The sequence below is a fragment of the Melioribacteraceae bacterium genome (assembly GCA_019638015.1).
In the GTDB taxonomy this organism is placed as follows: Bacteria; Bacteroidota; Ignavibacteria; order Ignavibacteriales; family Melioribacteraceae; genus JAHBUP01.
On the sequence record JAHBUP010000001.1, the window covers coordinates 3,563,593 to 3,578,694 of the forward strand.

14 protein-coding genes are annotated in these 15,102 nt (G+C 33.9%); 1 reads left to right on the forward strand and 13 read right to left on the reverse strand.

Annotated elements, in window-relative coordinates; translation table 11 throughout:
- Nucleotides 1-96: 96 nt before the first annotated feature.
- Entirely contained in the window at nucleotides 97-738 is a 642-nt protein-coding gene (locus tag KF816_15260) for an NAAT family transporter (GenBank protein MBX3009378.1), read from the forward strand.
- Between the two features lie 47 nt (nucleotides 739-785).
- Here KF816_15260 and KF816_15265 read toward each other — a convergent pair whose 3' ends face one another.
- From KF816_15265 to KF816_15325, 13 genes are all read right to left on the reverse strand, one after another.
- The gene (locus tag KF816_15265; protein ID MBX3009379.1) at nucleotides 786-998 is read right to left on the reverse strand and encodes a cold-shock protein; all 213 of its coding nucleotides are present in this window, start codon (nucleotides 996-998) and stop codon (nucleotides 786-788) included.
- 132 nt (nucleotides 999-1,130) lie between these two features.
- The gene (locus KF816_15270; GenBank protein ID MBX3009380.1) at nucleotides 1,131-1,481 is read right to left on the reverse strand and encodes a TM2 domain-containing protein; all 351 of its coding nucleotides are present in this window, start codon (nucleotides 1,479-1,481) and stop codon (nucleotides 1,131-1,133) included.
- A complete protein-coding gene (locus tag KF816_15275) occupies nucleotides 1,474-1,785 on the reverse strand; it encodes a DUF2752 domain-containing protein (protein MBX3009381.1) in 312 nt (103 codons plus the stop codon). Before KF816_15275 ends, KF816_15270 begins: the two co-directional genes overlap by 8 nt.
- A 75-nt stretch (nucleotides 1,786-1,860) precedes the next feature.
- The gene (locus KF816_15280; GenBank protein ID MBX3009382.1) at nucleotides 1,861-2,382 is read right to left on the reverse strand and encodes a 2'-5' RNA ligase family protein; all 522 of its coding nucleotides are present in this window, start codon (nucleotides 2,380-2,382) and stop codon (nucleotides 1,861-1,863) included.
- Nucleotides 2,383-2,394: 12 nt separating this feature from the next.
- Nucleotides 2,395-2,907: a DinB family protein gene (locus KF816_15285; GenBank protein MBX3009383.1), complete on the reverse strand. Its 513-nt coding sequence runs from the start codon at nucleotides 2,905-2,907 to the stop codon at nucleotides 2,395-2,397.
- A gap of 9 nt (nucleotides 2,908-2,916) precedes the next feature.
- Nucleotides 2,917-5,280: a CotH kinase family protein gene (locus KF816_15290; GenBank protein ID MBX3009384.1), complete on the reverse strand. Its 2,364-nt coding sequence runs from the start codon at nucleotides 5,278-5,280 to the stop codon at nucleotides 2,917-2,919.
- Nucleotides 5,281-5,371: 91 nt separating this feature from the next.
- On the reverse strand, nucleotides 5,372-6,511 hold the full coding sequence (locus KF816_15295) for a hypothetical protein (GenBank protein ID MBX3009385.1): 1,140 nt from the start codon (nucleotides 6,509-6,511) through the stop codon (nucleotides 5,372-5,374).
- A gap of 1 nt (nucleotide 6,512) precedes the next feature.
- Nucleotides 6,513-8,015 carry a serine hydrolase gene (locus tag KF816_15300; protein ID MBX3009386.1) on the reverse strand — a complete coding sequence of 501 codons (1,503 nt, stop codon included), beginning with the start codon at nucleotides 8,013-8,015 and terminating at the stop codon, nucleotides 6,513-6,515.
- A 114-nt stretch (nucleotides 8,016-8,129) separates the two neighbouring features.
- A complete protein-coding gene (locus KF816_15305) occupies nucleotides 8,130-8,885 on the reverse strand; it encodes a cytidylate kinase-like family protein (protein MBX3009387.1) in 756 nt (251 codons plus the stop codon).
- An 83-nt stretch (nucleotides 8,886-8,968) separates the two neighbouring features.
- Complete coding sequence (locus KF816_15310) at nucleotides 8,969-9,757, reverse strand: LamG domain-containing protein (protein MBX3009388.1); 789 nt, start codon at nucleotides 9,755-9,757, stop codon at nucleotides 8,969-8,971.
- Nucleotides 9,758-9,773: 16 nt separating this feature from the next.
- A complete protein-coding gene (locus tag KF816_15315) occupies nucleotides 9,774-11,441 on the reverse strand; it encodes an amidase (protein ID MBX3009389.1) in 1,668 nt (555 codons plus the stop codon).
- Nucleotides 11,442-11,496: 55 nt separating this feature from the next.
- Nucleotides 11,497-11,901 carry a hypothetical protein gene (locus tag KF816_15320; protein MBX3009390.1) on the reverse strand — a complete coding sequence of 135 codons (405 nt, stop codon included), beginning with the start codon at nucleotides 11,899-11,901 and terminating at the stop codon, nucleotides 11,497-11,499.
- A 595-nt stretch (nucleotides 11,902-12,496) separates the two neighbouring features.
- On the reverse strand, nucleotides 12,497-15,088 hold the full coding sequence (locus KF816_15325) for a glycoside hydrolase family 3 C-terminal domain-containing protein (GenBank protein MBX3009391.1): 2,592 nt from the start codon (nucleotides 15,086-15,088) through the stop codon (nucleotides 12,497-12,499).
- Nucleotides 15,089-15,102: the final 14 nt, after the last annotated feature.

The following is a 15,102-nucleotide window of genomic DNA, read 5'->3' on the forward strand; positions in this document are numbered from 1 at the left end:
TTGTCATTATTTGTTAAAATTTACAGCGCAATTGTATAAACTTTTATTTTCAATGTAAATAACTAATTGGACTGCAACTATTAGAAAGAATAATTAATGGAAAGAATATTACAATTCTCACTTCTTGCATTTACCTCATTGTTTACGATGGTTACCCCTTTTGGCGTTATACCACTATTTTCAACTATCACGGCAAAAATGAACACCGGGGAAGTTGCAAAGATTGCCGGTAAAGGAGTAATCACTGCATTTGTAATAATTGCACTTTTTGCTTTCGGAGGAAATTTTATCTTTGAGTTTTTTCATATATCGGTAAATGGATTAAGAATAGTGGGAGGCATACTTTTTTTTATGTCGGGTTACGATATGCTTCAAGCAAAAATGAGCAGAATTAAGGAAGAGGGGCAAAGTATTACAGAATTTGTAAACGATTTTGCTATCACACCACTCGGGATCCCGATTATTTGCGGACCTGGTGCAATTACTGTAACCATTGTACTTTTTAATGACACACAAAATGTTACCGAGAAATTTATCTTTTTCGGAATTGTAATATTGGTTCTGCTAATAACATTTTTATTTCTTGTTGGCAGCCGCAAAATTTTAAGTTTATTAGGTGAAAATGGGAATAAAGTATTGATGAGAATAATGGGATTAATACTAATGGTTATAGCAGTTGAATTGATGTTTAGTGGATTGAAACCTATTATTCAAGAGATAATTAAGGGCGCTGTTTAAAAAAGTAAACCCCGCAAAGCGGGGTAATTTTGTAAAATAATTATTCCTTATTTTACAATTACAACATCTTGAGCCTGAGGTCCTTTGGGTCCGTCACCAACCGAAAATTCCACTTTTTGACCTTTTTCAAGGGAGCGAAAACCTTCCTGTTTAACAGAAGAAAAATGAACAAAAACATCGCCGCCCTGTGCACGCTCAATAAAACCGAAACCCTTGGTGGCGTTAAACCATTTTACGGTTCCGTTTTCTCGCTCTGCCATTAACTAACTCCTTAATAAATTGTACTATAATTATAAACGAAGATATTATATAATATGACTGTCACATGATTAAATATAGTCGTTTACTTGGACAAACTTACAAACAAAACATAATTAAAAGAAGATTATTCGTTATAAATTTTTCAACATCATAGCAATTTGGTTTGCTTGTTTTTGATTATACTCAAAAGCTATTTTTTTGTAATTAACTAAATCCACAATAGTTCCAATTAGGCAGAGCCCGCCAGTTAATAGATACACAATCCCAAGACCAATCTGATCTACCAAAAATCTTTGAATGCCTGCGATTCCGAGAAAGCCTACTAATGTTACTAAAAGAATTACTTGCGGATCTCTTCTTCTACTTCTATACACGTTCGCAAATTGAAAAGCCTGTTTATCGTCTAAGTTTTTTAAAATATTAGAAATATAAATTTGTTCTTCCCCCATTATTTCCGGCAGTAGTTCAAATACATTAGCCATGACTCACCTCATTTTTAGTTTTGTAAGAATTAAATAAATTCGAAACTAGTTGTACAATTCTATAAAGTATTATTGTTAAAGCAAAAAATCCCAGCGGGTGTGCATTAAATGAATCAATAAAATTGCCATGATAAATAAATGAAATTGACCTTCCCAAACCACATCCTGGGCAAGGTATTCCAAGATTGTGGAATGGACAAAGCGTAAAAAGTTGTTCTTCAAATGGATTTATAAGCAGGAGATAAATTAACCCGCCAACCCAGAATAGTAATTCCAAATCAATATTTTTTATTTGTTTAATCAACTTTTGGATCTCTTATTCTTAACAATTCTACTCTTTAGTCGTAATGAACCAGTTTAAGTTACAAATAAGTGTGGGTTATAAACTAATTTCTTTGATAGTCCGCACTGATTTCAAATCATATTCTACAATAGATAAAGTTGATATTTTACCTACAATTTCAATTCCATTTGAGTTTAACCTTTCAGCGAGATCTCTGCATTGAATGGGGTCGAGGCTGTTGGCTATACCAAGATGTGGTATGAAGGGAATATCAAACCGCAATTCTTTTTCCAATATTTCTGTGTATAACATATCGTGTAATCTTAAGAAAATACGGTATCCCTCCTCCGGTACTAAAAACACATCGGTATAATCACTAAATGAATCCTTTACAATCTGGGCACATCTTAAAACAAAATAGAATTCATTAAAATGTTGAGCTACTTTCTTTACATGGTTTTCAAAAGTATTAATGGAAATATTTTTTACCGGGAAAACTATTGTGAAATGTGGCTTTACTAAATTGAAATACTTTTCGTCATCCTTAGCTCTTATTTTTTGAATCCAGTCATAATCACTTTTTTCAATTTCCGGATATGCAATTACTAATAACGACATATTTCCCCTTCTCTATAAATATCTTTCTTTCAGAATTGAGATGTGATGATTTGTGTGTCCTGCAATTATATAAATTAGTGCACGGACAGTAATTTTATTTTTATTGGCTACTCCCCAGAAATTAACCTCTTCTTCGGTTAATGACTGCAATTGGATAACAGTTGCCGATCTCAGTAATATAAGTTCCTCAACTAATTTACCAAATTCTGTTTCATGATACTTAGATTTTGCTATGTAAACATTCTCATCAAAACCGGGAAGCTCATTTTGTAAATCCCCTCTCGAGAATCTCAAAATTCTATAGCTGAAAATCCTCTCGCAATCAATTAAATGTCCAATCAATTCACGGATGCTCCATTTATTGGCTGCATACCTATACTTTGATTTTTCTTCATTAATATTGTTTGAAATGGCAATCAGTTCTGTTTTTTGATCAGCGATTAATTTTAGAATATCGGTTTCGGGAAGTGAATTAATGTACCCCGAATAAAAACTTGAGTATTCATCTTGTGCCGGTTTTTTCATTAGAATTACCTATTTAATTAAAACAATTTTTTTTATTTCAGAATAATTAGTAGATGAGAGTTTAACAAAATAATTACCTGATGGCAACATTTTCCCGTAGTTATCTTTTGCTTTCCAAATCAGAGAATGCATACCTGGATTAATATTGTATAGTGTGTTGTTAAATACAAGTTTTCCTAAGATATCAAAAATATGAATACGAATATCAGAAAGTTCCGGTGCATAAAAACGGATTGTTGTTTCAGGATTGAAAGGATTTGGAAATACATCAAAGCTAAATCTACTAGGAATATATTTTTCATCTTTGACTGTTGTAATTTTATTGGATCTGCCAGGCGTTTGAGAACCTACTTCCCAGCTGCCGGTTCCATCAACAATTCTTGCATATGATTTGTCCGCATCGAGTTTGGGAAACGAAATTGAGTCAATCCATGTAACACCATCCTCTTCAACAATTCCAATAAATTCTCCATCAGCCGATAATTTAAAGTTAGTATGAATTCCTGCCTGGTTTTTATCTTGATCTTCATCGCACCAAATAATTAAAAACTCCCCTGGATTTATTAACAAACCCTCTTGATTGAATTTCCACTTTGTCGGGTTATCTTTTTTATCTGTTAAATATTTACCTGTTAAATTTATTGCTGTGGTGCCATAGTTATGAATTTCAATCCAATCATCATAATCCCCAGCGGGATCTTGAATGCTTGTTTTATTATCTGCCATTATCTCGTTGATGGCGAGCCCTGTAGTAAACTGTGCACTTGAATTCTTAACTTCAACAAAACTATTTAATGGGAATCTCGCAAAACTTCCTCCATTACTTTCAACATAGATTTTAAATCTGCCAAAACCATTTTTTCCCAATGGCGGAAGTGTTACTTTATATCGATCAGCCTCGTCAACAATTTTAGTATTGGGGACTGGCGCGTATTTCATTTCATGAAAATAAATAACTGTTAGCATTCCGGGATGGTACTCAAGCGCAACTTTTGCTAATCCTTCATGCGCAAATGCTGAAACATAAACAGTGATTGAATCGTTCGGTGAAGGATTTACTGGCTCGGTATGAATTTTATATACAACAGGTTTTGAATTGACATACTTTAATTGAGACTGAATTGATTTTGAGCGTAAATCAATAAATTGTTTAATTCCGGTTCTAACATGTTGATTTTCAAGAGAAGTAAATGAATTGAAAAAATCGGCGGTCGAAAATCCGTAATCCAATGTTCGATACTGATCATTTAACGCAAATGGTGTAATTAAATTGCGAATATCGTCAATCTTTTTATTAAGATTTGTAATGTTTACAATATTCTTAGAGTAAAAATCTAAATAGTGAGTATAAAGATTTCGGTATTCCGGATGAGCCATTAATTTTTCTGCAAGCGGGCGTTTACCCTGTACAACTTTTGGAAAATCATAAGGATTAGCATTTGCCCAATCAATAGGCCACCAGCTAATTCCGAAAGTATTGTCATAATCATAAGGTATCCATCTAAACTTCCCAAAAGCCGGTTCATAATAGAGATAATAATTATTATTCAGCGACCAATAATCATCCCACGAACCCATCAGCAAATTCATTGCCTGATATTTTAGATACTCATCAACAAAAAGTATATTATCAATTGAATCGGCAAAATTTGTTGTATTACTGTTAACAATCTTGATCAATCGAAAAAGTTGAGAATAATCATCCTCATCTTGGTTGGTCATTAATTCATAAGCCGGGTATGACTTAGTATACTTAAGTGAGTTTTCCGTCATTCCCTGTTGATATACGAGATCGGCAGGATATAAACATTTAAACAAATTACCTGATGCATCATCATAATTCTTTTTAAGAAATTCTCTATCGATATGCTCAATCGAAATATATAAACCTTGATAAATATCATTTATATATAGGGCAGTATGAGATGCCCGGCTCGCGGTTATTCCAGCTATCTGAAAAATATCCCACGCAATTTTCGCTCTTGAAATAGATGGATCGTTATGTTCCCCATTGAGATTAAGCTTATCGACTCCAAGGAATTCTCTTCCCGGGATAAAATCGTCAAATGACAGTTTGAAAGATAGTTTTCTAGAATCACGAGAAGTATTTCCTCTTACTCTAATCCCAACATCGGTAACTGTTGTGTCTATATATTTATTTTTTATTGTAATTGAACAATTATGCAAAGAATCAATTCTGGGATTGGAAACCATCCAGCTGTAGTCTTCGCTTTTCATTGTAACTTTAATAATCATCACTTCGGTATCATCATACAGCCGCCAGCTCTGTTTTGACTGAGAGAAAAGTTGAGAAGTATTAAAAATGAGAAAAAGAGGAATGAATATATTTAAGGCGAAATATTTTAGTTTCATGATGTAATAATATTAGTTGAGACTAATATAGGCAATACATAGAATCTACGAAAAAGATTTGAGTGCAAAATGGAATGACTTTATCACAATATTAAAATAATCTTCTGTTTATATTTAATGAAACTCCAAAGGAAGCTAGGGAATTTTTCCCATTATTTTGTGTGCCATCAAGGTTATAAATAGAAATGTTATTTATTTCAATTAGTGAATAATTAAATTCTATATCAACTGGCAATCCAAACAGTGAACCAACAAATGGTATATTAATTCCAGCTCCATATCTAAAGAGGAATTTTTTAGAATCGTAAAGAATATTTTTTTCTGGTGAGTTCACCGCACCAAGTCTAAGATATACAGTTTTAAACAATCCCGCCTGAACACCAAAACTCCAATAATCTCTCCTGCTCCCTTCAGAGCTTCCGGGATTTAATAAATTTTTATACTCCCCAGAAAATATCAGATTTGTCTTGGCTCTAACTTTTGCCCCCAATACCATATTTGCATTATAAACGAAGCCAATTCTCGCAAATCGGGGGAGCTTTACTTTAGCAAATCCTTGATTATAAATATGTTCGTTTTGCTCATAATCGGTTCCAAAGTTTTGAAATGCACAGCCAATATTTAATTGATCCGTATAACTATCACTACTTATAAATGAATTGAAGGAATATAAAATTCCCAGATCAAATAAAATTGGACTGTTTGATTCCAATGAGTTACTAACACCAAAACTGCTCGTTCTTCTTTTGTTGAATATTTTCGCGGACGCGCCAACACTTAATCCTTTTATTGGAGAACCGGCAAAACCAATTATGATTGTATTATTTATATCTTTTTGAGTCTCCGAAGGAATAGACCATAATGGAGAAGTATATACTAAATCGCCCGATGAATATTTGTGGTATGCTAAAACAGCGGCACCAAATGATGTATTTATTTCAGCACCTATAGATTGAAAAGCCATATTTTTGAAAAACGTATTCCAATCATTTTTTCTTTCATTAAAAAATAAATTGATTCCCTCTTTACCATTAATCGCGGCGGGATTGGAGAAATAACTCCCGCTCGCAAAATTATTAGCAACACTCGACTCACCGGTTCCTATTTGCTGAGTTGATGGATTTATATCCAGAGAAGTACCTTTCAATACATAACTGGAATAGTAAGATTGAGATTTTAATGTAACGGTTATAACAAGAATTATGAATAGGATTTTAAGGATAAAATCCATTTCATTTTTCCTTTTGGAAAAGTAATTCTGTAAATATAAAATCGGGTGAATTTGGTACTTCTATCGAAAAACTTTTTACAGATGCGTCAAAATTCATATCAAATTTAATCCAACCCCGTGTTAAAAATTCATCTTCCCAATCGATATAAAATGAATCGTAATGATAATGTTTCAGTTCTCCCTTCATTGTTGGGGAAGGTAAAAATTGCATAAATAGCTTTTCCTTCTCAATCCTTATTTCAGCTTTACCATACATTTTATCTTCATAAAGACCGGTATATTTTTCTAATTCCAGAGAGGGTTTTGTGTTTTTAACTCTAACTTCTTCACGACGCAAGTTTTCTTTTTCAAAATTCTCTTCTCTTTTTTTCCAGTTTTCGAGCATAATCTTATTCCAATCTTGCGGTTCTTTATTAATCAGTACTTCAAGAATGTAGTTTCTTACTGCTGTCACCATTCCGGTTTCGTAATTGCTAAGAATAACAGTTCCGATCTTTTCTTCAGGAATTAAAGTTACATCGGATATCATTCCCGGCATTCCTCCTCCATGGTTAAATAACTTTTTCCCATTCCAGTATCTTATAAACCAACCCAATCCGTAATTATTTGTACCTACAGGAGTTTGGTTTAGCCACATTTCGGCTGATTGTTTTTCACTAAATACAGTTTTATCACCAACTTTGCCTTTGTTTAATTGAAGTCGAATCCAATTAGTCATATCTGCAACAGAAGAAACAATTGCACCGGCGGGAGCTACAGTTTCTATAGAATAAAATTCAGGATAAGCTTCAACTTTTCCATTTTTGATTTTGTGGGGCTGAGCATAATTTCCCCTTACTTTCATATCCGCTAATGAAGTAACACTTCTATTCATATTTAATGGAACAAAGAAATGTGCTTTAATAAAGTCACTCCACAAAGTATCAGTAATAGCTGTAATTACTTCTCCCGCCACGCTGTACATTATATTTTGGTAACCATATTTACTTCTAAAACTTGAGGTAGGTTTAAGATATTGTGCTCTTCTAATCACTTCCTTTGAATCATAATTTGAACCGAGCCAAAGTATATCCCCGCTAAATGTCTCAAGCCCGCTCCGGTGTGTAACAAGGTCTCTTATAGTAATTTCATTAGTGACCCATGGATCATACATATGAAAATCGGGCAGGTATTTAATTACCTTGTCATCCCAATTAACTAGTTTTCTATCAACGAGAGTAGCTATTGCCGCAGTTGTGAATGCCTTTGAACAGGAAGCAATCATAAAAAGAGTATTTTCATCAACTCTTTCCGAACTCCGCAAATCTTTAAATCCATATCCTCTTGAAAAAATAACAGAATCATTCTTAACGACTGCAACTGCAAAACCAGGCATCTTCCAGTCATCCATCGACTTAACAATAAAAGAGTCAATTTTTTCGATCTGATTTTTCTGTGGTAGAAGAGGACTTGAAATAATTACAAGAAGAGTACAGATCCCAACAAAGATTTTACGAAAACTCATATATACTCCCATATTATTAAAAATGAAAAAGGGATTAAGCTTAACAATTTTAAAAACTTAATCCCAAATCTAATCGCTAAAATAATGTGCTATGTACATTAGGGCAATTAATTTTTATCTATCCATTAAATCATTTTCAATCTGTAGATGGGATTGGACAAAATAATGCTCATATCGACGCATCACACAATGTCCAATCATCTCTGCAATCTCATCAAAACCCAGCATGTTTGTATTAATTACGGCATGATACAAATGGGGATCTTCTATATCTTTATGAAAATATTTGAGAAGGTACATTTTTCGAGCTTCATCCTCCTTCACAATAAATTCAGCTGCCTGTTTGCGATCGATCTCATACAATTTCATCGCGGTTTCAATTCTAAATTGAAGTGGGGCCACTAATCGTACATGCAAAGCCTTAGGATAATCTTTAAGAATGATATTTGAACCTCGCCCAACTATAACAGAGCAGCCATAATGAGCAAGATGCAGTATAGTCTGCTTAGTTTTATTTAATAGAGCCAATTTTGAGGGACTAATACCAAGCATTTCATTAAACCAAGAATCGAGTGTATGGGGTTTCTCGTTTTCTAAAAACTTTTTGAAATGAATTGGTAAATTATGATCCTCCAATACACGGTTTATTAAATCTTTATCAAAGTAAGTCCAGTGATTATAATGCTTAACAGAAAAACTATTTAAATACTCACAAAGCTTATTACAAATTGTAGGTGCGCCCACTCCAGTTTCGCGGGATATTGTTACTACCGGACCCGGATTTTTTTTTACGATGTTTTGTAATTCTTCGAACTCAGAATGCTTTTGAAGATAGGCGCGCGCTTTTTCGTACGACGTCATGTGTTTCATTGCAGCCTCCATAGTTTGTGATGGATGGAGGAAGGGATATATTTCTGCTTAAAAGTAAATAAAAGTGTAATAAAAATCAGAATTTATTTTACCAACTTATACAGTTGAATAATTTCATTTGGAGTTAGAGCTTTATTGTAAATTCTAACATCATCAATAGTACCTTTAAAAGAATCATCAATAAGATAATGCTCGTATCGGTATAATGCTCCTATCGAGACGGGCTGTGATGTCTCAATATTTCCCAACACCACCTTCTTTGAATCCATTAATTTTTCATTTAGAAATATCTTCATGGTGGAATATTCTTTTGATCTTTCAAAAACTGCCGTGAGCATAAAATATTTATTTAATGGAAGCTCACTAATCGGAAATCCAACATACTCCCTCTTATCGTTAATATCTATTAAGTGAAACCAAATCTCTGTTTGACCCGATATTGTTTGATACATAGGCTGCTTCACTGTTCTTATTGAGTAACCGGTATTTGGCGGATAGGCAAACATCGTTTGACCATTATTAATAATTTTTGCGCTTCTATCAAAATTATCTCCTTTAACCCAAAGTGTAATTGTAGTACTTTCATGAATAAAGCTCAGCTCAGGATTAAAATCAAACTTCAAATAACTTTGTCCATCAAAATAGAATGCGCTGAATGGATTGTTAAACCGATCATCGACAAAAATGGCTCCATTTACTGTACCATGTATATTATGTCCGCTCATATCATTTGCATTTCCGGTAAAGGGCCAATAAGCTAAGAGATCCAAATCCGGGTTAAAGATTGGCTCCGGCTCCAGTTCTCTTGTTACATTACATGAATAAATAATTAGTAAGAGAACTGATAAAAATTTTGTCACTAATTTTTTCATCACTCATATCATTCCATTATTTACTGAATAAGGGAGGATGTTTTTTATGATGCGCGGTTTCATCCTGATATTTTTTCGCGGCCGCAATTATTGTTCCTTCATCAAATAATTTACCTATAAATGTAAAACTGGTTGGTGTACCTGCTTTTGAAAAACCGGTAGGAACTACTACACTCGGATGACCGGTTAAATTTGTAACTAATAAATTATTTCCTATCCATGATGGAGAAACATAAAAATCCAAATCTTTAATCATTTCATTCATTTGCTGAATCAATAAAAATCTAATTCTATTCGCATTTATATATTCAACCGCAGGTATAAACCTGGATGATCTAAACACATTCGGCCATGCGTTTTTAATTTGCCTTACTAACTGATCATCTTTATTTGACCTTGTTAGCTCATCAAAAGCTGCACCAGCTTCTGCAGTCAGAATAAAAGAAATATCATAATTACTTATCGTTGGCAATTCAATAGGTATTAACTTAGCTCCTAATTTCTCCAATTGTTTTAGGGCAACAGAATCTTGAGAATGAAATGGATACTTTTTGTCAAAATCATTTTTTAGGTAACCAATTTTTAATTTGCTGAAATCAATTTTGTGCGAATAATTAAATGGGGCGTTTATTAATGTTTGATCTTTTATATCTTTCCCATAAATGGAATTAAAAACAATTGCGAGATCTTCCACGTTTCTGCAGATTGTACCAATTTTATCCATCGACCAACTTAATGCCATCGCACCTGTTCTGCTTACTCTTCCATAAGTTGGCCGCAGTCCGCTTACCCCGCATACAGTTGAAGGAGAAACAATTGAGCCCCATGTTTCGGTGCCAATCGCAAATGGGACCAATCCAGCCGATACAGCCGATGCAGAACCAGCTGAGGAGCCGCTCGATCCTTTTGTAGTATCCCACGGATTTCTAGTAATTCCTCCAAACCATACATCTCCCCAAGCAAGTTCCCCCATCGAAAATTTAGCAACTAAAACAGCACCCGAGTTACTTAATTTTTTTATTACTTCAGCATCTTCATCTATTAGTTGATCTTTAAATGGGGAAGCTCCCCAGGTAGTTTTATAATTTTTTGTTGATAATAAATCTTTTACGCCATATGGAATTCCATGCAGCATTCCTCTGTATTTGCCCGATTTAATTTCTAAATCCGCTTTTTCTGCTTCAGCATAAGCTCTCTCTTCGGTAATTGTAATTACATTAAACAGATTTGGAGAGAATTTTTTCAGTCTATCAATAAAGAAGCGGGTTAATTTTACCGATGATATTTTCCTGGTTTTAATTAATTGTGCGAGTTCTCCGATAGAATAAAATGCAAGCTCATTAATGTTGGCAGGTAATTTTACAGAAGTATAATTACTAAAAATCAGTTTATTTTGTTTTTGTGAAATCGAAAAACCAATTGGGAGGGGATTAAATGAGATTGCCGGAGGTATTTCGTTTGTAAGGGAAAGTTGACGATTTTTAATAAAACTTTCTAGGTTTTCATTTAAAGCGTCAGCCATCGAATCACGCTCGGCATCGCTGAATTCGAGACCAATAATTTTTTCGGCGAAAGGAATATCATTTTTGGTGATCTTGACTAACTCAGTAGTAAAAAAAGTAAATGCCGAAATAGAGATGATGATAAAAAGAAGGAATGATTTACTAAAAAAATTTGTTTTCATATGATCCTCTGCCGGATTTAAAAATGATTATGTTGAAAACCGAAATATTCGATTGCTATTTACTCAGTTTTGGTTTTCGCGCCGGAGTTGTTTTAATAAATATTGGCGTGATTAAAGTCCAAAGCACCAACAATATTGCTGCAATTTGTGGATTATACCATCCTTCTAATCGAAATGGCCCGCCAAGTGAATAAGTCCAAATTAAAAATGCGATGCTGCTTAAAACGATCTGATTCATCTTATAAACATGCTGTACATTCACTAAATATACTGGCGTAACAATTATGAACACACCCACAACTAGCCACAGAACTATAATTTGATAATCGATATTTCCAATTACCACCGGTTGGTCAGCAATTAAATTTTGAATAAAAAGGTATGCTGCAATAATTTCGCTGGGAATTAATTTTAATAGTTTGTCTAAATAGATTTGATCTTGTCTAATTTCTCGTGCCACTTACCCCTCCAACTCTGAAATTAAAGAATGAACTATAATTACATATTGTGATTGCTGATGCTTAAATTATAACAAATAAGTGTTATTGCAAAATAATTATTAGTGATTTGAGTTAACTCAATAAATGAATTTGCGAACAATTGACGTGGCGTGAACTAAATGCTTTTTCTCCCATTTTGATCTAGCGTAAAGAATAGATAACCGGAATATTTAGTTGATTGTTTAGTGCTTAACTTTTTTTCATGGAAATCTTTTTTGATCTCGGAGATTTTAACGTTCGCTGAATATTGAACTAATAAATTCCGATTGCCAACTCTTGCTGTAATAATTTTCATTTACTTAAAAGGATTTAATGGAATCATACAGCAATCTCTATACCAAGGATTAGTCCCAATTTAATAACAATTTTTGTTTATTTATAATTCTTGTTGTTATAATTACATTAACTTCGGAAATAATTTCCACTTCTTTAAATGATGAAAAAATTTATTCCTTAAAATTTCCAGTCACTTGAGTATCTAACTAATTTTTCTTGATAAATTATAATCAACTATGTGTATTTTTTATCATATGCACATCAATAAAATATTACGGCTCAATTAAGAACAACATCTACGATATTCAAATCTTCATCGCGCGAGGAGGAACCAATCATAATTTGGTACACGCCAGGATCGGCAGCGAATCCTTTACCCTCTTTAAATTCCTCGAGCATTGCTTTGTTTATCTCAAACTTAATATTCTTTGCTTCCCCCGCTTTAATGTGCACACGCTGAAATCCTTTTAATGTTTTGATGGCACTATTATTATCAACTCCTCTTCCCCTAATATATAATTGAATAACTTCCTCCCCGTCAACTTTGCCTATATTTTTGACATCAACTGAGAGAATCGCGCTTTCACCATCACTAATTGATGATTGATTTAGACTTGGATTTAAATATTGGAATGAAGTATAGCTCAGTCCATAACCAAATGGGTAGAGAGGTTCTTGTGTAAAATAGCGGTACGTTCTTTCCTTCATACTATAATCTATAAATGGAGGAATTTGATCAACAGATTTATAAAATGTGATTGGTAATCTACCTCCCGGATTATAATCGCCGAATAAAGCGTCGGCAATAGCGGTACCTGCGGCCTGCCCACCATACCAACTTTCGAGAATAGCCGGAATATTTTGATCTGCCCAGTTTATACTTAGAGCACTTCCATTTAATAAAACAAGAATTACTGGTTTTCCAATTTCATATATTTTTTTAAGTAAATTTTCTTGTGATTTTGGAAGATCAATATTTAATCTATCACCCCCCCTAAAACCATCTACTTTCACATCCATCTCTTCCCCTTCGAGCCGGGGAGATAAACCCATGAAGAGAATTGCCACATCTGATTTTCGTACTGCTTCTAATGCTCTCTCTTCTATATTTTCATCAACATTGGTCCATAGCAGCTGGATAAATGAATATCTGTTCGATCCTTTGAATTCCAGTTTAATATTATATAGTTGCCCCGCATTCAGTTCAATTAATTTATAAACTTTATGAGCGCCATGGGTGGTTTCAAATTTTACTAGAATTGAATCTTCGAATGTTATCTGAAATCCATCTAATCCAGACGCGCCGAGCGCATATTTCCCCGATTTCTCAGGTACTAAATAGCCACTCCACCTTACAGAAAATTGATTAGAATTCTCCAATGGTGATCCGTCACCCCAATTAAAATGTATTTCTTTATCCACACGACTAAATAAGGGCTCTCCATTGAAATCAAGATTATCAAAATATTCTCCAATTAATCCATTTTGTATTTTATCATTATCAGTGAACAAACAATTCGAAGGAATAAAATTGAACGAGTAAATATTTTCCGCTATAGAACAGCCAGGTTCATAAATAATATTTTTATCCGGGAATTTTCTTTTCAGACCTTCCAAAGGGGTTACTGGATCCGATGGATATCCATTATAATTACCATAAAGAACTTCTTCGTCATTAGCGTTTGGACCTATGACTGCTAATGTATTTATATCTTTCTTTAGTGGAAGTATATTATTTTCGTTTTTAAGCAACACTAATGATTTATACGCTGCTTCAAGTGCTAATTTTTTATTTTCTTGAGTATCAAGTTGTTTACGATTGTAACTTGAATATGGGACCATTTCTGGCGGATCAAACATTCCTAATTTTATTCTATCTTCAAATAATCTTTGTAAAGGAATGCTCAGTTCTTCCTCCCTAATTAAACCATCATTTACTGCTTTAACTAAATGTTTAAATGACACTCCACAATTTAAATCAGTACCAGCCTTCACAGCTTTTGCAGATGCTTCAGCCGCGTCTTTTGCCTGTTTGTGATGCTGCCAAATATCGGCGATTGCCCAGCAATCAGAAACAACATGACCTTTAAATCCCCACTCTTTTCGCAGAATAATATTTAGCAGTGGATCGTTACTGCAACAAGCATTTCCATAAAGACTATTATAAGCACACATAATTGCTTCTACTTTAGCATCAATGACCGACATTTTAAATGCCGGTAAATAAGTTTCCCACAAATCATAATCACTCACACTTACTTCGAAAGAATGACGTTCCGGTTCTGGACCGCTGTGTACAGCAAAATGTTTTGCGGTAGCAACTAATTTCAAATAACGAGGATCATTTCCTTGTAATCCTTTAATGAATTGAATCGCCAGTTGTCCCGTTAAATAGGGATCTTCTCCATAAGTCTCCATACCCCTTCCCCAGCGGGGATCTCTAAAAATATTAATATTAGGGCTCCAGAATGTTAAACCCTGGTAAATTCCCCTTTTACCTTGAGACAATGCAATATTATGTTTTGCGCGAGCTTCATCGGAAATTGCTACTCCAATTCTATACATTAAATCTATATCCCACATTGCCGCTAAACCAATAGCTTGAGGGAATACAGTTGCCAATCCATTCCGAGCTACACCATGAAGACATTCATTCCACCAATTGTACTCAGGAATTTCAAGTCTTTCTATTGCGGGGGCATTATATATCATCTGCGAAACTTTTTCTTCAAGAGTCATTCGAGAAATCAAATCACTAACTCTTTCGTTAATAGTTAGGTTTGGATTTTGAAATGGAAATTTAAATTGGGCTGAAGTTTCTGTGTAAAATGATATTGCAATAATGGTTGTTATAAAAAACTTTTTAATCATTATTCCCTCGAAAG